Annotated in this window: 25 protein-coding genes, 1 tRNA gene and 1 pseudogene; 12 read left to right on the forward strand and 15 right to left on the reverse strand. The window is 63.3% G+C overall.

The features are described from left to right. Window positions 1-17: 17 nt before the first annotated feature. Both NJU76_RS10715 and NJU76_RS10720 read left to right on the forward strand, forming a co-directional pair. Window positions 18-1,475 (forward strand): DUF7972 family membrane protein, encoded by a 1,458-nt coding sequence (locus NJU76_RS10715; protein ID WP_254528357.1) that lies wholly within the window; start codon window positions 18-20, stop codon window positions 1,473-1,475. Then, on the forward strand, window positions 1,472-2,446 hold the full coding sequence (locus NJU76_RS10720) for a WD40/YVTN/BNR-like repeat-containing protein (RefSeq protein WP_254528359.1): 975 nt from the start codon (window positions 1,472-1,474) through the stop codon (window positions 2,444-2,446). The genes NJU76_RS10715 and NJU76_RS10720 overlap by 4 nt, the downstream gene beginning before the upstream one ends. Before the next feature lie 31 nt (window positions 2,447-2,477). On the opposite strand, the gene NJU76_RS10725 is transcribed toward NJU76_RS10720, so the two are convergent. Beyond that, window positions 2,478-2,912, reverse strand: coding sequence for a type II toxin-antitoxin system VapC family toxin (locus tag NJU76_RS10725; RefSeq protein ID WP_254528365.1), 435 nt, complete (start codon window positions 2,910-2,912; stop codon window positions 2,478-2,480). After that, entirely contained in the window at window positions 2,913-3,158 is a 246-nt protein-coding gene (locus NJU76_RS10730) for an AbrB/MazE/SpoVT family DNA-binding domain-containing protein (RefSeq protein WP_254522551.1), read from the reverse strand. Window positions 3,159-3,320: 162 nt separating this feature from the next. Between NJU76_RS10730 and gatB the strand changes: the two genes are divergently transcribed. From gatB to NJU76_RS10745, 3 genes and pseudogenes are all read left to right on the forward strand, one after another. Beyond that, window positions 3,321-4,817: an Asp-tRNA(Asn)/Glu-tRNA(Gln) amidotransferase subunit GatB gene (gene gatB / locus NJU76_RS10735; RefSeq protein WP_254528367.1), complete on the forward strand. Its 1,497-nt coding sequence runs from the start codon at window positions 3,321-3,323 to the stop codon at window positions 4,815-4,817. Window positions 4,818-5,007: 190 nt separating this feature from the next. Then, window positions 5,008-5,220, forward strand: a pseudogene (locus NJU76_RS26900) (helix-turn-helix transcriptional regulator). Window positions 5,221-5,345: 125 nt separating this feature from the next. Then, window positions 5,346-6,302 (forward strand): MBL fold metallo-hydrolase, encoded by a 957-nt coding sequence (locus tag NJU76_RS10745; RefSeq protein ID WP_254528369.1) that lies wholly within the window; start codon window positions 5,346-5,348, stop codon window positions 6,300-6,302. 107 nt (window positions 6,303-6,409) lie between these two features. Here the strand turns inward: NJU76_RS10745 and NJU76_RS10750 are convergent, their stop codons facing one another. Together NJU76_RS10750 and NJU76_RS10755 are read right to left on the reverse strand one after the other, a co-directional pair. Next, window positions 6,410-6,883, reverse strand: a complete 474-nt coding sequence (locus NJU76_RS10750; RefSeq protein ID WP_254528371.1) for an acyl-CoA thioesterase — start codon at window positions 6,881-6,883, stop codon at window positions 6,410-6,412. 285 nt (window positions 6,884-7,168) lie between these two features. Then, complete coding sequence (locus NJU76_RS10755) at window positions 7,169-7,960, reverse strand: N-acyl homoserine lactonase family protein (protein ID WP_254528373.1); 792 nt, start codon at window positions 7,958-7,960, stop codon at window positions 7,169-7,171. A gap of 177 nt (window positions 7,961-8,137) precedes the next feature. On the opposite strand from NJU76_RS10755, the gene NJU76_RS10760 reads away from it, so the two are divergent. Beyond that, the gene (locus NJU76_RS10760; protein WP_254528375.1) at window positions 8,138-8,272 is read left to right on the forward strand and encodes a transporter; all 135 of its coding nucleotides are present in this window, start codon (window positions 8,138-8,140) and stop codon (window positions 8,270-8,272) included. Window positions 8,273-8,462: 190 nt separating this feature from the next. Continuing rightward, window positions 8,463-9,812, forward strand: a complete 1,350-nt coding sequence (locus tag NJU76_RS10765; protein WP_254528377.1) for an NAD(P)/FAD-dependent oxidoreductase — start codon at window positions 8,463-8,465, stop codon at window positions 9,810-9,812. Window positions 9,813-9,939: 127 nt separating this feature from the next. Here NJU76_RS10765 and NJU76_RS10770 read toward each other — a convergent pair whose 3' ends face one another. The 5 genes from NJU76_RS10770 to artA form a co-directional block, all read right to left on the reverse strand. Beyond that, window positions 9,940-11,133, reverse strand: coding sequence for an MFS transporter (locus NJU76_RS10770; RefSeq protein WP_254528379.1), 1,194 nt, complete (start codon window positions 11,131-11,133; stop codon window positions 9,940-9,942). Window positions 11,134-11,236: 103 nt separating this feature from the next. Then, a complete protein-coding gene (locus NJU76_RS10775; protein ID WP_254528381.1) occupies window positions 11,237-11,425 on the reverse strand; it encodes a hypothetical protein in 189 nt (62 codons plus the stop codon). An 82-nt stretch (window positions 11,426-11,507) separates the two neighbouring features. Continuing rightward, window positions 11,508-12,266, reverse strand: a complete 759-nt coding sequence (locus NJU76_RS10780; protein ID WP_254528383.1) for a helix-turn-helix domain-containing protein — start codon at window positions 12,264-12,266, stop codon at window positions 11,508-11,510. A gap of 185 nt (window positions 12,267-12,451) precedes the next feature. Next, complete coding sequence (locus NJU76_RS10785) at window positions 12,452-13,165, reverse strand: metallophosphoesterase (RefSeq protein ID WP_254528385.1); 714 nt, start codon at window positions 13,163-13,165, stop codon at window positions 12,452-12,454. Next, complete coding sequence (gene artA / locus NJU76_RS10790; RefSeq protein ID WP_254528393.1) at window positions 13,162-14,259, reverse strand: archaeosortase A; 1,098 nt, start codon at window positions 14,257-14,259, stop codon at window positions 13,162-13,164. Before artA ends, NJU76_RS10785 begins: the two co-directional genes overlap by 4 nt. A 126-nt stretch (window positions 14,260-14,385) precedes the next feature. Here artA and NJU76_RS10795 point away from each other — a divergent pair, with 126 nt between their 5' ends. Beyond that, complete coding sequence (locus NJU76_RS10795) at window positions 14,386-15,165, forward strand: DUF7839 domain-containing protein (protein WP_254528394.1); 780 nt, start codon at window positions 14,386-14,388, stop codon at window positions 15,163-15,165. 83 nt (window positions 15,166-15,248) lie between these two features. Then, entirely contained in the window at window positions 15,249-15,611 is a 363-nt protein-coding gene (locus tag NJU76_RS10800; protein ID WP_254528395.1) for a DUF7344 domain-containing protein, read from the forward strand. A gap of 115 nt (window positions 15,612-15,726) precedes the next feature. Here the strand turns inward: NJU76_RS10800 and NJU76_RS10805 are convergent, their stop codons facing one another. From NJU76_RS10805 to NJU76_RS10825, 5 genes are read right to left on the reverse strand one after another with little or no spacing between them, the layout of a single operon-like run. Continuing rightward, entirely contained in the window at window positions 15,727-16,494 is a 768-nt protein-coding gene (locus NJU76_RS10805; protein ID WP_254528396.1) for a proteasome assembly chaperone family protein, read from the reverse strand. 6 nt (window positions 16,495-16,500) lie between these two features. Further along, window positions 16,501-16,680 carry an RNA-protein complex protein Nop10 gene (locus NJU76_RS10810; RefSeq protein ID WP_254528397.1) on the reverse strand — a complete coding sequence of 60 codons (180 nt, stop codon included), beginning with the start codon at window positions 16,678-16,680 and terminating at the stop codon, window positions 16,501-16,503. A 6-nt stretch (window positions 16,681-16,686) separates the two neighbouring features. Continuing rightward, window positions 16,687-17,487: a translation initiation factor IF-2 subunit alpha gene (locus NJU76_RS10815; RefSeq protein ID WP_254528398.1), complete on the reverse strand. Its 801-nt coding sequence runs from the start codon at window positions 17,485-17,487 to the stop codon at window positions 16,687-16,689. Next, complete coding sequence (locus NJU76_RS10820) at window positions 17,484-17,657, reverse strand: 30S ribosomal protein S27e (protein ID WP_254528400.1); 174 nt, start codon at window positions 17,655-17,657, stop codon at window positions 17,484-17,486. The genes NJU76_RS10815 and NJU76_RS10820 overlap by 4 nt, the downstream gene beginning before the upstream one ends. Window positions 17,658-17,662: 5 nt before the next feature. Next, entirely contained in the window at window positions 17,663-17,944 is a 282-nt protein-coding gene (locus tag NJU76_RS10825; protein ID WP_254522528.1) for a 50S ribosomal protein L44e, read from the reverse strand. Between the two features lie 154 nt (window positions 17,945-18,098). Here NJU76_RS10825 and NJU76_RS10830 point away from each other — a divergent pair, with 154 nt between their 5' ends. The 3 genes from NJU76_RS10830 (at window position 18,099) to NJU76_RS10840 (ending at window position 19,197) form a co-directional block, all read left to right on the forward strand. Next, a complete protein-coding gene (locus NJU76_RS10830; RefSeq protein ID WP_254528402.1) occupies window positions 18,099-18,365 on the forward strand; it encodes an HAH_0734 family protein in 267 nt (88 codons plus the stop codon). A gap of 244 nt (window positions 18,366-18,609) precedes the next feature. Continuing rightward, on the forward strand, window positions 18,610-19,056 hold the full coding sequence (locus NJU76_RS10835) for a GtrA family protein (protein ID WP_254528404.1): 447 nt from the start codon (window positions 18,610-18,612) through the stop codon (window positions 19,054-19,056). A gap of 66 nt (window positions 19,057-19,122) precedes the next feature. Further along, window positions 19,123-19,197: transfer RNA gene (locus NJU76_RS10840), tRNA-Met, on the forward strand. A 304-nt stretch (window positions 19,198-19,501) separates the two neighbouring features. Here the strand turns inward: NJU76_RS10840 and NJU76_RS10845 are convergent. Further along, window positions 19,502-20,032 carry a DUF7974 family protein gene (locus tag NJU76_RS10845; RefSeq protein ID WP_254528405.1) on the reverse strand — a complete coding sequence of 177 codons (531 nt, stop codon included), beginning with the start codon at window positions 20,030-20,032 and terminating at the stop codon, window positions 19,502-19,504. Between the last annotated feature and the right edge of the window lie 3 nt (window positions 20,033-20,035).

Consider the following 20,035-nt stretch of genomic DNA (forward strand, 5'->3'; position numbering starts at 1 on the left):
CACGACAACCCAAATATATGACTGACGATTCTTCCCGATCGGCTCCCGTAGGGGAGTCCGACACGTCGCCGACCACTCGTGACCGCACCGGTGCAGATTCGACGCGCGAGGGACCGGCATCCAGCGGAGACGAAACGGATTCCGAAACGATCACCGATGCTGACCGTTCGAGCGATGGCGAGGACGAGACCTCGGTCGCCATTTCGCTCGTTCACTACGTGCTCCGGTTGACCGTCGCCGCGCTCTCGGCGGTCGTCCGCATTCTCTGGATCGGCGGCCGGATTACAGCCCGATATCTCACCGACACACCGTCCCGTCGCCGGGGGCGGCGGTGGCTTCTGCTCGAGGGCGATCGGCGAGCGATCGGCGGCGGGTTCGTCGCCGGCATCTTCGTCCTCGCACTCGTCCTCGGTGTCAGCGACGTCATCGGCGTCCGGGAGAGTCGGTTCGTCACGACGATGTTCAGTACGATGATCGCGGGACTGTTCTCGTTCATCCCAATCGTCGTCGCAGTCAACCAGTTGATCATCTCGCGATTGTTCGGCACGCCGGATCGGCTCACCGACCGCATCGACGGCGTCCGGGAGTTCCGAAGTCGCGTCGAGGCCCAGACCGAAGGCGACGGCGTCAGCCCGACCGATCCTGCCCCCTTCCTCGCACGGCTGGCCGGCACACTCGGCAGCCGTGCAGACGAGCTCGCGACCGAATGTGAAGAGGCGGATCGTACCGCGGACGGCAGCGAACGCAGCCGGGTCGGTGACGGTCGGTCCGACGACACACCGATCTCCGCCCTCGAGTCGATCTGTCGGTTCGCAGCGCGGACGCGAGAACACACCAGCGGTCTCTCCTCGCAACTAACCGGCGAGACGGACTCGGTGTTCGCCGTCGTACTGCCGACGATCGACCACGACTATGCCGGTGCCGCGAACGAGGCACGACGGCTCCGGCGGCGTTTCGACGACGATCTGTCGGACAGCGTCAGAGACCTGCTCTCGGAGCTTCGGGAACTGTTCGTCACCGCGGACGCGACCCGACAGTACTTCACGACGATCTACCTCCAGCGGGAACTCGCGCGGCTCTCGCGACTCATCACCTACAGCGGCACCGCCGCGATCTTGCTCTCGTCGCTCGTCATCATGATCTACGCGAGCGGCTACCCGCCCGTCGCCTTCGAGGGGTGGCTGCTCGTTCTCGTGAGTCTCGCGCTCGCAGTGGCATTTAGCCCGCTCGCGGTGCTGTTCGCCTACGTCGTTCGCATCTCGGCGATCCTCATGCGAACCTCGGCACCGGGGGCATTCACCCCTCCAGGTGAGTTCCACGAGTCACACGAGTCGGCTACTCAGATCGGACCGACAACTACAGGTGGACCGGAACCGATCGGGGATTCGGCTCGAGCAGCCAAGACCGTCGCTCGGTCGAGCGAAGAATCGTCTCGTGCGACCGAGACCGGTGACCAGTCGAACGAGAGCCGATGACGGCCGATCGTCATCCGAGTCGCCGCCGCCTCCTCGCATCGGTCGGCACCGCGGTCGCGTCGCTCACGCTGGCCGGCTGCGGCAGCGCCGACAGCGAATGGGTCGCAGCTGACGTTCCTACCGATGCAACGTTGTACGACGTCGTCCCAACGGCGGAGGGCGCTTACGCCGTCGGCGAGGACGGTATCGTCCTCGCTCGCGACGACGGCGACTGGACCGTCGCCCTCGAGAACGGGCTCTCTGACACGGGCGACGGCCTTCGAACCGCGGCGGTCACGAGCAACGGGCAGGGGCTGTGGGTCGCCGGCGACAGCGGCGCACTCGGCTTGTACGACGTCGTCGCCGACCACGTCGCGGACTTCTCGGCGCCGTTGGAGAAGACGACCTCCTGGACGGCGATCGCGGCTGCCGGACTGGCCGGCGACGAACGGCTCACGGCGATCAACAGCTCCGGCGAACTCCTCCGGGGGCGCCGCCAGGGCGCGACAGTCAAGTGGGGCGACGTTAGCAAACCCGGCAGCGGCTCGAGCGTGACCGACGTCGACCTCACGTCGCTCGCGTACGGCTACATCGTCGACACGGACGGCGGGGTGTTCGAGTCACGCGACGGCGGGGTCACCTGGACACAAATCGGGATCGAGGGCGCGGGCGTCGACTTCGCGGCGGTCGCGGCGACCGACACTGGACACGTCACGGTCGCCGGCGGTAACGGGGCAGTTTACGGCTACAACGGCGTCAACTGGTCGCGTGCAACCCTCAGCGAGCAACCGATCGCAGCGCTTGCGAGAAACCGCGACACCGCGCTTGCGGTCTCGTCGGCGGGCACGATCTACGAACGGAGCTTCGACGGCTGGGAGCCGCTCGATCGCCTTCGGCCCGGCAACGAACTGCACGCGGTCGCGCTCGGCACGGCCCGGTCGCCTCAGCTTGTCGTCGGCGAGTCCGGCACGGTTCTCGAGCGTCGGTACTGATTCGTCCTGAATCCGGACCCGAGGAAGGCGGTCAGTGTGGACCGAACGGGTTCGTCGCCGTCTCCAGTCGAAACAGTTCGTCTATCCGATCGAAGTCGTCGTCGAACGCGTAGATACATTCAATTCCGCTCGACTGCATATACGCGACGATACACGCGTCAACGAACGAAAAACCCTCGTATCGCCGAAACAGCGATTTTGCTGCCGCCAGTTCGTCCGATTGGAGCGTAGCGATGTGAAATCGTGCATTTTCTTCCACACGATCGAGAAAGTCGACGGCAGCATCGTGACCTGCATGCGTCGTGAGACCGTTGAGCGTCTCTCCGAGTACGTAATCGAGCACGACGGCTTCCGGAAGAGATCCGTCGTCGATACCGCGAAGAACAGGAAGTCCATCACTGTGTGCTGCATCTCGGCGGTAGGTTGCTGCGAATAATACGGAAGTATCGACGACTGCACGCGACATTTACTCGACTCCCCACGCGTCGTGATCCGTCGTCGCGTCAGTTTCTTCGTCACCGTCGTATCCCGTGAAATCAGTGAACGATCCGCCGCGGCGGTGGACGACTTCGACCCGCATCGTGCCGTCGTCTTCGACGCTCCATCGAAGCCGATCACCGTCGTCGATTTCGAGTCGGCGACGGATTCGAGCGGGAATGTTCGCCTGGTTTCCGGACACCTTGCTTTCGGCGTCGACTCCGTCAGTGCTCATATCCGTAGTACGTCACCGAAAGTACAAATATAGTGTGGTCGCACACTACCAAAACGAAGTCACGACGACTCCGCCCCGGGAAGGTGTGGGTATCTCGAGTCGATCGAACACCGCGACTCCGTCCCGTTACGTTTTACCCCGACCAGCCCGAATCGGGGCTCAATGACTGCCCAGACCGTCCAGCAGGGCGACCTCGTGACCGTCATTGGCCTCGAGGTCCACGTCCAGCTGGAGACCGACACGAAAATCTTCTGCGCCTGTTCGACCGAGCCGACCGACGTGCCCAACGACAACGTCTGTCCAGTCTGTCTCGGCCTGCCGGGCTCGCTGCCGGTTCTCAACGAAGCCGCCGTCGAGGCAGCCGTCAAGATCGGAAAGGCGATCGACGCCGACATCCCCGCGGAGACGCGCTTCCACCGGAAAAACTACTACTACCCGGACCTGCCCAAGAACTTCCAGATCACCCAGTACGACGAGCCGATCTGCCAGGACGGCGAACTCGAGATATCCGTCGAAGGGGCGCGTCGAACCGTTTCGATCGAGCGCGCTCACCTAGAGGAAGATCCAGGCAGTCTCCAGCACGTGGGCGGCGGTGGTGGAATCGATTCGGCGGAGTACACCCTCGTCGACTATAACCGGGCGGGCACGCCGCTGATGGAAATCGTCACGGCTCCTGACTTCCGCAGCCCGAGCGAAGTGCGGGCCTTTCTGGCCGAACTCGAGGAGGTCCTCGAGTATCTGGGTGTCTTCGACGCCGAGCGCGACGGCAGCCTGCGGATCGACGCCAACCTCTCGATCATCCCCGACGAGGAAATCGAAAGCGACGACATCACCGACATCGGCGAGGACGCGCTCGCAGCAGCAAACCGGACCGAGGTCAAGAACATCTCGAGTCACAAGGGCGCACAAAAGGCACTGGCCTACGAGGAGACGCGCCAGAAGAACGCGATTCAGCGCGGACGCGCGGTCGAACAGGAGACCCGCCACTGGGACGAGTCCCGCGGGATCACGGTCTCGATGCGCTCGAAGGAAGAAGAGAGGGACTACCGATATTTCGAGGAGGCCGACCTCCCGCCGCTGCGCGTCTCGAACTGGAAAGACGAGGTCGCGATTCCGGAACTGCCCACGGCCCGCCGCGAGCGGTTTCAGGAGGAATACGACCTGAGTGAGGAGGCTGCCTCGAAGCTCACCTCGACGAAACAGGTCGCGGACTTCTACGAGAACGTCGCAGGCGAGTTCGATCCCGACCTCGCAGCGACCTGGGTCGCGGACAATCTGCTCGGCGAACTCAACTACCGCGACATCGAGATTACCGAGATCGAGAATCGACTCGAAGAAGTGACTCGCCTCGTCGAGCTCGTCGCCGAGGACGAGATCACGGCCAAAAACGCCCACGAGACGGTCTTGCGCTCGATGCTCGACGACGGTCGGACGCCGGACGAGGTCGTCGCCGAGGAGGGACTGGGCAAAACCGGCGAGGACGAAGTAAAGGGGGCCGTCATCGAGGCGATCGACGAGAACCCGGGTGCTGTCGACGACTACGAGTCGGGCGACGACGGCGCGATCAACTTCCTCGTGGGGCAGGTCATGCAAAAGACCGGTGGCAGCGCGGACCCTGGCGACGTCAACCAGCTGCTGCGGGACGAACTCGAGGGATAGGCACCGAACGTGAACGCCGTGAGCGTTCGGCTTTTTGGTCCAGATTTTTCGAGGAGTGGTTGTGAGCCTCGCTCATCGCCGTCATACTCTCTCCCGGTGGCGTGGTCGGCCCCGCGAGCGTGACGTTCGCCCGGACGACGGCCGCCGTCTACGTGGTCTATGGCCTCGCGCTCGGCTACTACCGATCTCGATGAAATGCGACATCTGCGACCGACGAGACGAGCGCGACGAGAGTTAGGCCGACCTCGCGGCCGCCGGCGACGTCTCCCGACAGACGATCAACGCGACCGAGCGCGACCGGTACGATCCGTCGCTGGAGCTCGCGTTCAAACTCGCGAATCACTTCGACTGCGCCATCGAGGACCGTCTCGACCCCAGACTCACTGGCACGGCCGAGGAGTGACCGGTCGCACCCGTCACGAGCGGAGACCGCGATAGCACGGCTCCAACGACGGCCCGACGAACGCCGATAGCAGTCCCGATCCGCTATCATGCGAATTATTAGTGGGTAGCGTGTGGGTAGCCGACATGGACCGCATTTTACTCGGTAACGAGGTGTTCGAAGGCCGAAATAACGCGTACGTACTGGCGGACGAAACCCTCGCGCTCGTCGATACTGGCGTCGCCATCGAGTCCATCCGTGGGGATCTCCGCGACGGACTCGCCGAGCGCGGTTACGAGTTCGCCGACGTCGACGACATTCTCCTCACACACTTCCACGTCGACCACGCCGGACTGGCCGGCGAAATCCAGGCCGAAAGCGGCGCGACGGTCTACGTCCACGAGGCCGATGCGCCGCTGATTGCGCAGGACCCGGATGCCGTCGCCGCGGTCCGGGACCGTCGCCGCGAACTCTTTGCGCAGTGGGGGGTTCCGGACGATGCACGAGCCGAACTCCCAGACTTCTTCGAATCGAACGACATTCGGGGACCGCCAGCCGATCCGACACCGATCGAAGACGGCGACGTCCTCGAGATTGGCGGTCGAACGCTCGAGACGGTCCACGCGCCGGGTCACGCGGCGGGGCTCTGTTGGTTCGAGACCGAACGCGGATCCGAAGCGTTCGTCGGTGACGCCGTCTTGCCGGTCTACACGCCGAACGTCGGCGGTGCCGACGTCCGGGTGGACCGCCCGCTCGAGAAGTACGTCACCACGTTAGAACGGATGGTCGACCGCGACTACGACCGGGTCTGGCCCGGCCACCGCGGTCCGATCGAGAACCCGACCGAACGCGCCGAGACGGTACTCGAGCACCACCGCGAGCGTACCGAGGCGATTCTCGATATTCTCCGCGACCACGGGCCGGCCGACGCCTGGACGGTGAGCACGCATCTGTTCGGCGAACTCGAGGGGATCCACATCGTACACGGACCCGGAGAGGCGTACGCCCACCTGGACCACCTTCGACACGAGGGAATCGTCTCGTTCCAGCGCGGCGAGTATCGGTTGCGTGGTGGAGCGGTCGAAATCGACAGCTATTTTTGATCGGCTATCACCTGTGGCGGCTCGTTGTGGGATGAAAACCGTGTAGTACGTATCGGTTCGATTCGGGTACACACGACACGACCGCGCCGACTCGAGGCGAACCGCTCTCACCGATCCGACTCGAGGCCACCACCGAACGTCGAGACGGCGTCCCGGAAGGCGTCGGGAATCCGAGTTGGCTCGCGGGTCTTCCGGTCGACAGCGACGTGTGTGACCGTTCCGTCGGCGAGAATCTCGCCGTCGGCACGTCGGCGGGCGCGGTACGGGAACGTAAGACTCGAGGTCCCGATCTCGGGCGCACACAGCTCGTTGTCGATGACGTCCCCGAGTTTGGCTCCCTCGCGGTAGTTCAGTTCGCTGTTGACGACGTGGATGTCCCAGCCGTCCTCGTGCATACGGTCGTAACCGTAGTCGATTTCCCGCAGGAACGCCGCGACGGCTTCGTCCTGAAAGGTGAAGTACTCGCCATAGAAGACGACGCCCTGCAAATCGGTCTCGGCGAACCGGACACGGTTCTCGAAGACGGGCCGGAATTCGGAGCGCTCGGCCGAGTCCGCCACTTCGTCGGTGTTGTTTCCCATATCGTCATCGCTGTTGCAACCGGCAAAACCGTACCGACCACGGCAACCTCGTGGCGGTACCGCACAGGTACACGGCGGTATCGGATTCGGAGTCGGGTGCAGCCCGATCCCAGAGATGGCACAGCGCGGACACGAGGATGACGGCGATGACACTGGGGAGTACCATGCCGCCTGTCTCACCGAGAGTGGGGGTCGGTGCGGCCGAAACCGGTCATCGGAACCGCCGGAGTGGCGGCGGAGTCGAGGTGACCGTTCCGTCTTCGGACCGAGACGATACCACGACCCCTAGAGCCCGTTTTGCATCGCCTCGAGGTCTTCTGCGGCGTGGCCACAGATCACCCGGGCATCGCGACGTCGTTCGAGGTCTTTGAGGAACCGTAGGCTCTCGACCCAGTCGCGCTTGCTCCAGAGCAGTCCGCCGCCCATCGGCAGTTCCCGTTCGTAGTTCGCCCGCGTGTAGGCCTGATCTCCGGCGAGGATCACCGTCCCGTCGTCGAGGTCGAGTACGACGCCGAGCAGGCCGGGCGTGTGACCGGGCAGCCGAACGAACTCGACCCCGTCGAAGAGGTGCCGTCGGTCGCGGTGAACGATCTCCCACTCGAGGTCGCGGTCGAAATCGCTAGCGACGTACGCTTCGTCACCAGCGTCAGTCTTGGCGGCGTAGTAAGCGTACTTCAGCTCCTCCTCGTGGACGAAGATCGGGGTGTCGGTTCCCTCGAACGCGTAGAGGCCGCCGGCGTGGTCGAGGTGGAGGTGCGTCTGAATCACGTAATCGATGTCGGACACGTCGTAGCCGGCATCGGCCAGGTCGTCCTCGAGCGGACGCAGACCGGTGTGTTCGAAGGCGGCGTACAACTCGTCGGGCCAGTGGCCGTCGGCGGCGTCGGGATGGGATCCCGTGTCCCAGAGGAGCGTTCCCTCGGGATGGTTGATGACGATGTTGTACACCGGTCCTTCCCCCATGATCGTCTCCGGGTTCGGTTCGTCGGCCGTGCCGCGGACGATCCCTTCGATAGTGTTGTTGACGTCGCTAGTGATTGTCCCGCGATCAATCGGCGTGAGTGTCGCGTCGACCATACGCGATTCACGTCCGACGGGTGCTTATGCGTGCCGACGGGCGCTCGTAGACTCCGACGGGCGCGTATGGCGGATCGATCGTCCCCGATCGGTCCCCGGAACACGTAGCCCGGTACAGTCCGTGCTCGCTGTCAATGCTTGCCGTAGCCCTACCCCGCTTCGAGACGTACCGGGCACATGGTCAGAGCTTCGACGATCGTTCTCGTCGTCGGCGTCGGTCTACTGTTCGTTCCGATTCCACCCGTCGCAACGATTCTCGGCGCCCTCGTTATCCTCGCTGGCGCCGGACTCAGGATCCTGACTGACCACTGACGACCGACACCCGCCCATCGACGACTGAACACTGACAACTGACGGCCGATCGCTGACCGAACGGCGGCCGCCGAATCCCGATCCACGACACACGCCGACACTGAGACGGGTACACGGGCGCCGGTTCCGACCGGTCACGACCTGCATCGGTAGGTCCACGATTTTACTGGCGGTCGTCCGACAATTGCGTATGGTTCCGACCCCAGATGTAATCGTCGTCGGTGGTGGCCTCGCCGGGCTCGTCGCCGCGCGACACCTCGGCGGCGGTGGTGTCGATGCGACGCTCTACGAGCGTCGCGAAACGGTCGGTGGCCGCGTCCAAACCCGAGAGCGCGACGGCTACCGATTCGACCGCGGTTTCCAGGTACTCTTTACCGCCTACCCCGCAGTCCAGCGAGAACTCGACCTCGAGGCGCTCTCGTTGCGTCGGTTCGACCCGGGTGCCACCCTGGCCGGCCCGAACGGCCGCACGACGCTTGCGGACCCGCTTCGGGAGCCGGAAACGATCCCAGCGACGCTGTCCAATCCGTTCGTCTCCATCGGCGACGCATTTCGCGTTGCCCGTCTCTGGTGGGATCTTCGGCGAACCGAGCCGGACGCGATACTCGACGGCGCGTCCGAGACGACTATCGGGACGTACCTTCGCGAGCGTGGGTTTTCGGACCGATTCATCGAGGGATTCATTGCACCGTTCTACGGCGGAATCACTCTCGACCGGTCGCTTTCGACCTCGAGTCGCGTCTTCGAATACACCTTCCGGGCTCTCGCGACGGGCGATATTACCGTACCGGCCGGTGGAATGGGTGCGATCCCGGCCCAGCTCGCTGACCGCGTGCGTGAACTCGGCGGGACGATCGAAACCGACGTCACGGTCGAGTCGGTCTCCGCGGCTGTCGACGATTCGAACGGCGTCGATACTCGCGAATCGGCGGGGACCGTCACCGTCGATATCGGCGATCGGACTGCCGAAGCCGATGCGGTCGTCGTCGCGACGGATCCGCCGACCGCACGCGAACTGACGGCCGTGTCCTCGGTCCCCACCGACGCCCGCGCCTGCGTCACCCAGTACTACGCGCTGCCGGCCGACACCGATCTCGCGACCAGCCGACGGCTCCTGTTGAACGCGACAGAAGCGGGGCCGAACCACGTCGTCCCGCACAGCGCCATCGCACCGGAGTACGCCCCTGACGACGAGAGCCTCATCAGCGCGACCTACCTCGGCGAGCAGCGCGGGATCTCTACGACCACGAAGCACAACGGTGTCCAGACCGACGCGTCCCTCGCCGAGCGGACGCGGTCGACTCTCGAGTCGTGGTACCCGGACCGGCGATTCGACGGACTCGAACCGCTCCACACCGAACGTATCCCGTTCGCCCAGTTCGCCCAGCCACCAGGGTTCCGCGACCGCCTGCCGGACGTGCGCGAACCTGCCGGTCCTGTGTACCTCGCTGGTGACTACACGCGGTGGTCGTCGATTCAGGGTGCGATGGAAAGCGGCCGTCGGGCGGCGAAATCGGTGATCGACGATCTGTCTCGGTGACCAGTTTTGGGTCCGATTCGGCGCTCGACCTCGAGGGCCACGTCGGTACTCGGTCGTGTCGATCGGGTGGCCGAGTACCGACGGACGAATCGGTTTTCGTTTCCCGACGCGAACTCCGGGTTGGAATTCACGACCGATCGATCGACAGGAAGAACACGAAACAGACGGTCACACCCGCACACCCGGCCAGGAGGAAGAACGCCTCGTCGAATAGATTTCGGTCCGCCAGAAGTCCGATAACGGTCGGTGAAACCGCGGCCAACAGGAGGTACGTCGTCCGGAGGAACCCGAAGCCCGTTCCCTGTATCTCGGATGGAAGTGCCTCTGCGACCGCCGCCTGCGCGATCGGCCAGAAGCCCAGTTGCGTACTGATTAGCATCGAGATTACGAGTAACGTCCAAAAGCCGTTCGCTGCCGTGAGGAGTACTAACGCGACAGCGGTCAACCCCGTGAAGGAAATGAGGGTCGTTCGGTCGCTGAACGAGTCACCGATGGCGCCGCCGATCGGCTGAATCACGACCCCCGTTGCGAAGAAGACGCTATAGAGCGTGGCCGCCGACCCCTTCGAGAGGCCCTTCACGTCAATGAGGTACGTCGGGTAGAAACTCGTGAATCCCTGATAGATGAACGACATCAAGAACATCGACGTTATGAAGACGACGATCTGGCGCTGGCTGATCGCGCTCGAGAGGTCTCTGGCAGTTGCGAGGGAGAGTTCGTCGACAGCGCTCTCGTTTCCGGACGTTCGCGGTGGCACGATCAGCCAGAGCGAGAGGGCCGCGACCCCGACTATCGGCGTTACCGCCGCGAAGCCTGCCCACCAGCTGAATTCGGCTGCCAGGAACCCCATCGCGACCGGCAGCGTGACCGTCCCGACGTTTCCCGCCGCCGAACTGATTCCGATGGCCGTCGCCCCGCGGTCCGGAAAGATATCCGTGAGAATGGTGAACCTGGTCGTCGCAAAGAGACCGGTCGCGATTCCGATCAGTCCGATTCCGACGAAGAGGATCGCAATCGTCGGAGCGAGAATGGAGACTACGAGGCCGAGGATCACGAGCACGACACCGCCGGTGAGGATATTTCGTTCACCGATTCGGTCTCCGAGGATGCCCCCCGGGAGTTGAAATAAGGCGTAACAAACCCAGAGGACGCTCAATAGCATGCCGGCGGTCGTGAGGCCGATTTCGAAATCGCTGCGAATGTACGGTACCAACGCCGGCACCGCGAGTCGAATACCTAGCGCGAGAAACCAGCCGAACGCGACGGCACCGAGAATCTGGCCCCGTTTTTCTCCACCGAGTTCACCGAAGAGCGCTCGCACAGTTGCGGGTACAGTGACGATACCGAAAAGACCCATCACTGGGATATTGCGACGGGCAACCGCCTTACGTATTAGCCTCGAGGAAATCGACGGCGGCGGACAGTCACTCGTTTACGCCATCCAGAACGGTATCTTCTGACCGTTCGACGACCTGAAACTCGGTCGCTCCGCACTGACAGCCGTCTCTCGTTCCGATCGGCTGGATCGTCCCGTCGGGCCATTTTTCGGCGGCATAGGCGGACCCGCAGGAAATGCATTTCGCGATCGTTCGTTGCCCCTCCCCGTCAGGCATTCTCCATCGACGGCCCCTATTAGTCCTGTCTCAAAGAACTGAATCGTTGACCAGTAAACTCACTTAAATAGTACCGTCCAGATCAGCCGAAGTCCGTCACCGACGAGAGGAGCACCGTTTGCAGGATTTTCTCGTTTCCTCTCCGAATACGGGTCGAGAGCGCCTGGCGTGAGATGCCGAGCTCGGACGCGAGTTCGCTCAGATTAGCTTCGCTCGGCGTGGCGAAATAGCCTCTTCGGAGCGCCAACACGAGCGCTTCGCGTTGATCCTGAGAGAGACCGAACTGACGCCGCTGTCCGACCCGCTCACGGAGTGTGTACGTTCGTTCGATGTGGATCGTGATGTCTTGGTCCGTACAGTAGTTGTGGAACTGTGAGAGCGCATCGTGGTCGTTGAAGCGAAGGCGGAACAACCAGTTCTCGTTCCCCTCCGCTTCGAGGATGACCGCTTCCGACTCGGCGATACCGTGGACGAGGTCACGCTGTGGTTCCTCCCATTGGATCCGATACAATCCGCTATCGCCGACCTTGTCGAGAGCGAGGAGTTCCGTGACGATCGGACTGTTTCGCACCGACTCCTCGAACGCTTCGTGGGTATTCCCGGTCACCCACACGAACGGCAGCACCTCCCCTCCCGTCGGGACGATGCGTTCGATCTCGAGGTGCATACCGGGTACTCCCGAGAGGACAGCTCCGAGCGAAAACTCGTCGCTTCCGATCGTGAATTCTAAGATGACGCTCATGCGGACACGAATGCGTAACGCCAGCCACGACTGTAGGAGTTGGCCCTGACTCGCGTTCTGATCGAGAGGATGCTGTGCATCGTCGACGCTCCGTTCCACACTTCCCTCCCTCTCAGAGCGGACCTCCACGTCGTTCGGGCCCGAGAACGCGTCCGGCTGGTTCGAATAACAGCGCCAGCGTCGGACGATCCTCAGCAACGGCCATTTCCCACGGGCACCGACGATTACGGGGACCTCTCGCTGGCCTCGCAACCGTCAGCCGATCCCAGCGGCCGACGGGTCGCTCACAACAGTCGGCGGAGGTCCCCCAGCGGTGGGAACCAGAGCGTCTCGCCGCTCGAGCGGTCCCAGACCGCCGGATGGAACACGTCGGCGGTTTGGACCAGCGGCGACTGGAAGTCACTGCCGGACATCCCGTTGACGGTCGCCCCTGCGGCGAGGCGCGTAAACGCCGGGAGGACGAGGACGGCGGCTCCCTCGTACGCGTCGGGACCATAGAGAACGCAGGGGAGCTTGCGCCCGTCAACGGACAATGTCGGGTGATCGTGGCCAATGACGTACCGTTCGGCCGCCGCGTCGGGGCGGTCGTGACCGTGGCAGACGACGGTTTCCCCGTCCGCCAACCGATACTCCGCTGCCGTCTCGCCGTCGAAGGGTCCCTCAAGCATCGCGTCGTGGTTGCCGGGCGTGACGATGATGTCGGCACCGGCCGCGTCGACGGCGGCGACGAGTCGGTCGAGGTCGCGCTCGACGCCGCGTGGAATCCGCGAAAACGAGTGTAACAGGTCCCCCGCGACGACGACGGTGGCCGGTTCGGTCGCCTCGAGGAGGCCGCGGACACGCTCTATGGAATCGGACCCGTCGTCGATTGGCGCCTCGACGCTCGAGGCGGCCGCTTTGCCGAGGTGGACGTCCGCCAGGACGAGCGTTTCGGCGGCGGGAACGGAGACGGCGCGGTCGTGAACCGAAAACGGAACGTCGACGTCGACGGCGGTCATGACTCGGTCTCCGGCGCGGACGCAGGCCCGGAGTTATCGATCGGACCATCGTCGGCGTTCGTGTTCGATCCGGCCGATTCCGTCGCGGCCGTCCGCCCGCCGTTTGCCTGCACGTCCCGACCGAGCGCGTCCGTGAGGTCGTACTCGTCGCCGGTCAGGATGTAGAGGACGTCCTCGAGCGGCTCGAGGATCTCCGGGAGAATGCGGACGACGAGGGAGGTGATCCCCAGCAGGGCGACGATCGACAGCGATTGTGCGATGAAGTTGTGGGCGACGATGTAGGAGGTTCGGTCGGCGGGAGCACCCATGAACTCCGTGACGACGTAGACGAGGACATCCTGCTGGAACCAGCCCCACGGTGAGGCCAGGCCGATGAACACGTTTCTGACGAGGTTGAGGAACCAGATGACGCCGATCGCGAGCGCGAAGGCTGTGGCCTTCCGCTTGAGGGGCGCCTTCACCGCGGCGATGAGTCCGCCGAAGATGGCCATGCTGCCGATCCCAGTACAGGAGGTGATGATGTAGGTCGTCCGGCCGGTCACGGTCTCGTTGGGATCGAACGCGAACCGACTCTGGTACCCGTTCGCACCCTCTTCGATGCCGGGACTGTGGCCCAGCAACTCCATCCCGAAGTGGGTCTGTGTGGCAGTCGTTTCGATCAGCCAGGTCCGAACGAACGGAATCGTCTCGACCGGCAGGTAGATCAGACCCATGAACGCGATGGCCTTCGAGAGCAGGAGCAGCGATTCTCGGCCCTGGACGAGCAGATACCCGGTGTAGGCACACAGCGGCAGTGCGGCGAGTGTCAGCAGCGTCTGGATCGGGCTCTTGACCTCGAGGTAGTAGTGTGGTATCATCGTCACCCAGAAGAGGCCGAAGACGACCCAGGCGCCAGCGGCGAGATACCGGGCCGGATCGACGGCACCGCGCCACTCGAGGAGCATTGCCGCGACGAACGCGCCGATCGCGATCCACGCGAGCGAATCCGAAAGCGGGATCGATCCGACGCTCACGGCGGCGAGCGTCGCTGGTCCCGTCGTCACGAATTCGACGGCAGCACTGGCGACGACGGGCGCCGCTGGGAGGGCCGACATAGTCAGGCTAACCCGAAGGACTCTCTCGGCATCAACTTGACGCCTCGAGACAGTCGGCTCGCTCGCGACACGGCACGGTCGATCGATCGGGTACCTTTTTGCCACCCTGAGGAAAAGGGTAGCCGTATGGTCGACGTCCTCGATACCAAGCGGGCCGCGACGCGATTTCGCATTCTCGTCCAGATCGCCGAGCGCCAGCCTGCGGTCAGTCAGGGGGAAATCGCCGAGGAGGTTGGCGTGACGAGCCAGGCCGTCAGTGAGTACATTCGCGAACTCGTCGACGATGGTCTCGTCGAGATGGAGGGTCGATCGCGTTATCGAGTGACCCGCGAGGGCGTAGACTGGCTCTTCCGCACTGCCGACGACGTCCGTCGGTTCGCCGACCACGTCACGGGCGACGTGCTGGGCGCGATGAGCGAAGACGCCTACATCGCCACCGACGACATCGAGGAAGGCGACACGGTCACTCTGACGGTCGAAGACGGTCTCCTTCACGCGACTCCCGAAAGCGACGGGCCTGCGACCGGCATCGCGACCACCGACGCCGAGGCCGGCACCGACGTCGGCGTCACCAGCTTCGAAGGCGTCATGGAACTCGAACCAGGGTCCGTTACCGTCCTGCAGGTTCCCTCGATCCGCACTGGCGGGAGCCGCGCTATCGCGGACGAGACCGTCACCAACGCGTGCGACGAGGCGGACCTCGTCGCCGCCACCGGTGTCGAGGCCATCGTCGCCTGTCGGCAAGCAGGCACCGACCCGGCCGTCACGTTCGCCGTCGGCGAAGTCGTAGCGGACGCCGCCAATCACGGCCTCAGTGTCACCGCCGTCGCGACGACCGATGCCGTCGGTCGGGTCACCGACGCGCTGCGAGACGCAGACGTCTCCTACGAAGTACTCGAAGGGTAACCACGCCGACACGAACGGGTCGGCCCAAAGATTTTGGGTACAGATGCTTTGACGGTGAAGCTGTTTTAAACCCGTAGAGAGCCATGGACCAGTCGGACGCTTTCCGAGTACTTGCCAGCGCTGACCGGCAGTATCTCTTTCACGAACTCGTGGAACGCGGCGGAGCGAGCACAGTGGATACGTTATCACGGCAAATCTCCGTCCGACGACATCGAACCTCGCCTGAAAAGGTCACCGACGCTGAAATCGACCGCACTCGCGTCCGACTGATTCATATCCACCTCCCCCAGTTACTCGAACGAGACATCGTCGACGTCGACTGGACCGACGGGGAGATCAGATTCACCGAGGACGCCGACATCGACCTGTTGCTCGATGCCGCCGCGGAACTGAAGCAGTGGCCTCCGGAGCCGCGGATAGATCGCGTACACGCGTGCCGCCCGTGAGCCGGACACGCCGACCGAACGTCAGCAGTACCGACGCGAAAGCTTACGGCTTCGCCCGAAGAGGATGTCAACCGGCGATCGGCCGTTCGAAAAGCGCTCCCCGGATACGTCGGTGCTAGCCGATGTACCGCAGGTCGTCGTCGGTCGGGACATCCATCTGCTGTTGCTGTTCCATCTCTTGGATCTTGCCGATGACATCCTCCATCTCGTCGGCCCGCTCGTCCAGGGACTCGTAATCGAGTTCGAACCCAAGGACGGCCTCGAGCACCTCAAGCACCGCACGGGCGCTTTTCGGATCGACGAGATAGCCGCTGGTTTCGCCCATCAGACAGACGGCTTCGAAGCCGCGCCGTTCCCCCAGGCCGAGCAACAGCCCGGAGACGCCGACGATACCGCCGGCGGGTTCGTCCTCCCGGAATTCCACCCCCGCGTCCTCGTGCTCCGCGAGGAGCGATTCGTCGCTGACGGCGCCGACGACGGCGTATTCCTCGATCAGTTCGCCGGTCGGAACGCCGCCGAGTGCGTAGACCTCCGTCGCGCTGAACTCCTCGGCGATGTCGAGGAAGGCATCCGTGAGTACGTAGTGCCCCTCGTTCGTCTGGGCCTGGTGGTCGCCGGTCAACAAGAGCAGGTCGCGCCCATCGGGAACGGAAACGGCGTACAGTTCCGCACAGGTCAACTCCGAGACGCCATCCTCGACGCTCACCTGGGGCGGGAATTCCTGGGAATAAATCCGGCGTACGAGCGTGCTCTCGCCCTCGAGTTCCTCGAGCAGGTGTTCGACGGCGAGCGTGCCGACGTGTCCAACTCCCGGCAGCCCCTCGACGAGGACGGGATCGTCTAGTTCGACCTCGGCGATTGCGTCGATCTCGAGTTCGTCCATACCGTATCAGCGGCGGCGACGTTTAAGAGCGCGTCGGTACTCGCCGTACGGATCCTCGGGATTGAACGGTGCCGGTGCACTGTTTTCTGTCGCGGCTCCGCAGTCCGGACACGTGTCGGAAAGGGTATACACCGGGCGTTCGTGGGTCTCGCGCCACGCCGAACACACCCGGATATCGGATTTCATACGCGCTTATTCGTCGTCGGTCCGGCGTTCGCGGTGGTATTTGCCGCTACCGCCGTGGCCTTCGATCGCGGCGATCGCCCGCTTTGCGCTGTCTTCGAGGTGTGATTCGGCGGTCTTGTAGTTGGGTGCTTGTACTTTGATCCGGTACTCGGGAGCACCGACGTAGCTCACGTCGAGTTCGACTTCGTCGGGAATCTCTCCGTTGCCGCCCGCAGCGTGCAGGGCTTCGCGGATCCCATCGACGCCGGTCGCGGAGGGGTTCTCGAGGTCGACGTAGCCGGTGACGTTGACGTACGGCACCGAGACGTTCTCGCGCGCCGTCTCCACGATCGCGTCGATCTCGTCGTCGTCGAGGTCGGTATCCTCGAGGGCTTCCTCGCCGTGGATCGCCGCCTGCTTGAAGCCGTCGTAGAGGCTGCCGTGGATGGCGATCAGTTCGTTCGCGATCGACGTGTAGGCCTCGTCGTCGATCTCGTCGCCGAAGGCGAGTTCCATCCAGTTATCTGCCTTTTGCTCGTTTTTCCACTCCTGGATTTTGTCCGAGCGCTGGTGGTCGTTGACGTCCTTCAGCGAGAGGTCGATCTGCTGGGACCCCTCGTCGACGTCCAGGACCTTGCAGACGACAATTTGACCCTCGCGGACGTGATCGCGGACGTTCTTGATCCAGCCGCTCGCGACCTCCGAGATGTGAATCAGTCCGCGTTTGTCTTCGTACTCTTCGAGATCGACGAAAACGCCGAAGTCCTCGATTTCGTCGATCTTGCCGACGACGAGTTCGCCGGGATCGGGCCAGCCGCTGTACTTCATCGTGACTCGACGGTTTCGATTATTTCGTGATCGATCTCGGCTTTGCCGCCCGTCGGTCGAACGAGCGTCGTTCCACAGACGGCACAGGCGACTTCCGTCGCGGCTTTGCCGAAGACGATCTGTTCGTTCTCACAGTCACCGCATCGGACGCTGTAGAAATTTCCTGCCATCGAAATCACTCCTGGAACTCGAGTCGACCGGCGCGCCATCCCTCGCGGAGGTGAGCCTTGCCGCACTCGCTGCAGCGGTATTTGAGGTCGGTCTTCTTGGTGGGTTTTTCACCGCCGGGCACTTTCGAGAAGCGTCCAGAATTCCCGATCGAGGCGGTGTTTCGTCGGGTTCGGCGAGCGTCCCATTTCATCCCCGACGAGCGACCGGTTCGGGACTTTTCGACCTCGTGTTCGTGGTGTTCGTTACAGAACGGGCAGTAAGTATTGAATCGGCGTGGCATCTGCATGGTTATCTCACTTGCCGTGGGCTATGGCTGCGCCGTTTAAAACGCGTTTGGTTCGTCGATGCGCCGTGTCCGACTGCCGATCGGCTCTTCGTCGGATTCGGCCCCGTATCCGTCCTCCGAAGCGTTTAATCCGCTCTCCTGTGAATCAGCGACTATGAAGCAACTCATCATTCACGGTGATCCCGGCATCCGAAATGGGGCGATCATTCGGTACGATGGGGACGAAGTGGTTTGTTTCGGGATCAATCGGAACGGCGAGTACCACGGCCCCGACCGGGTTCAACTCTGGTGCACCGTCGGTGCCGAAGACGAGTACGAGGACTACGAAACGCGAAACTATACGCCCCACTTCCTCGACGTCGACCGGGTCGACGCCGAAGCAGTCGACGTCGTTCGGGCGAAAGGCGACCTCGCGGTATAACCCAGTTTCCGTGGACTGGATGGCGGCGTGGTCGATGCTGTACGGCGGACCGCTCCACGGCCTCCGTTCTGATCCCGATCGTCCGCCCTCTTGCAGGGCCCGTCCGTTTTCTCCGATGGATCGAGTTGCGGTATCAGGAGCGATGTCATTGATCTGACGCCCGACTGATAATTCCACTCGGCGACCGCAAAACGGAAATCTGTGCCGCCGACAGTGGTGGATAGGCTCGAGATCGAGTACGACGATGAGTGATTCCCTTTCAGAGGCGATCCGCATGCGGGTCCGTGCGCTGCTCTCGACGACCCGGTTCAGTCAGTTCGTCAGGGTCGGCTTCGTCGGCGCAGCCGTGGATAACGCCGTTCTCTTTTTACTGATCGAGGGAACGGGTCTCGGACTCCAGGGTGCGAAGCTCGTCTCGTGGGAACTCGGTATCGCGGTCATTTTCGTAATCAACGAGCAGTGGACGTTCGCGAGCCACGGCGATCTCGGACTCGGCGCACTGGGACGGCGATTCGTGCGCTCGAACGCGGTTCGAATCGGCGGATTGGTGGTCACACTGGCGGTGCTGACGGGGCTGGTTCGGTGGTTCGACGTCTGGTTCCTGGCAGCGAACGTGATCGGGATCGGCGCCGGATTCTTCGTCAACTATACCTGTGAGAGCCTCTACACGTGGAAGGTTCACAGGGAGTAGCGATAGAAATCCGCATACGGCAGTCGAATCACAACCCTTAACTAGCATACTCGGTTACGAGATGGTAGCGGGATGGGATAGCCAGGAGATTCCGGCGGGCTCATAACCCGCAGACCGGTAGTTCAAATCTACCTCCCGCTACTTTTGACGAATACGACGTCGGACGACGAACGACGAGTGTAGCGCGCAGCACGCAGCGAGTCCGGGGTTCGTCCGAGTACGACGAGTCGGTTGGACGGTAGCCACGAGCGACCACCGGGAGCGACGCGGACGTCATTCGAACCCGACCTCCCGCTGTACTGTTGCCGCGAGCACGTTCAGGGGCGGCGACCGTGGGCCGTGGACGTGCTGACGATCACCGTCTCATACGGACTACTGTACGTCATTGCCGGTGCAACCGCAGGACGGTCGCGGTTGCACCGGTACATCGGTACAGCAGACCGTCTCAGTCCATGATTTCGATTTCGGTCCGATCGACGAGTCCTCGATCAGTCGCATCCGATCGGGAAATCCTCGCCTCGAGCATGTAGGTTCCGGTATCGACGGGCGTCCACCGATCGTCGGCGACCTGGATCCGCTGGGGCCACCGCCGCCGAAAGCGTTTGCGCTCGCGCCGGTCGAACGAGAATACCGCGGGGCGATCGGGCACCGTTCGAGGCACCTGCGACGCCTCGCGGAGCCCGTCGACGGCCCACGTCCACCGGTTCGGCGAATCGGTCCGAATCCGGATCGGGAACGGGAGTCGGTTGCGAAACGTGACGGTTAGTTCGACCGGTTCGCCGAGATCGTATCGCCGGTCGTCAGTCGAAACGCTGACGCTGATCGCTCGGTGGCGAAGCCTCGTCGGCGTAAACGCGTGGCTGAACGCTGCCCAGTCGATCGCACGTCCGCCGTGTTCGGCGTCCACGCGGCGGCCCGGCACGAACGGGTCGTCGTCCGTACGATCGGACGGGCTCGATTCGTCGATTCGTTTCATCGT

The sequence above is a fragment of the Natrinema gelatinilyticum genome, from assembly GCF_024266705.1.
Lineage (GTDB): Archaea > Halobacteriota > Halobacteria > Halobacteriales > Natrialbaceae > Natrinema > Natrinema gelatinilyticum.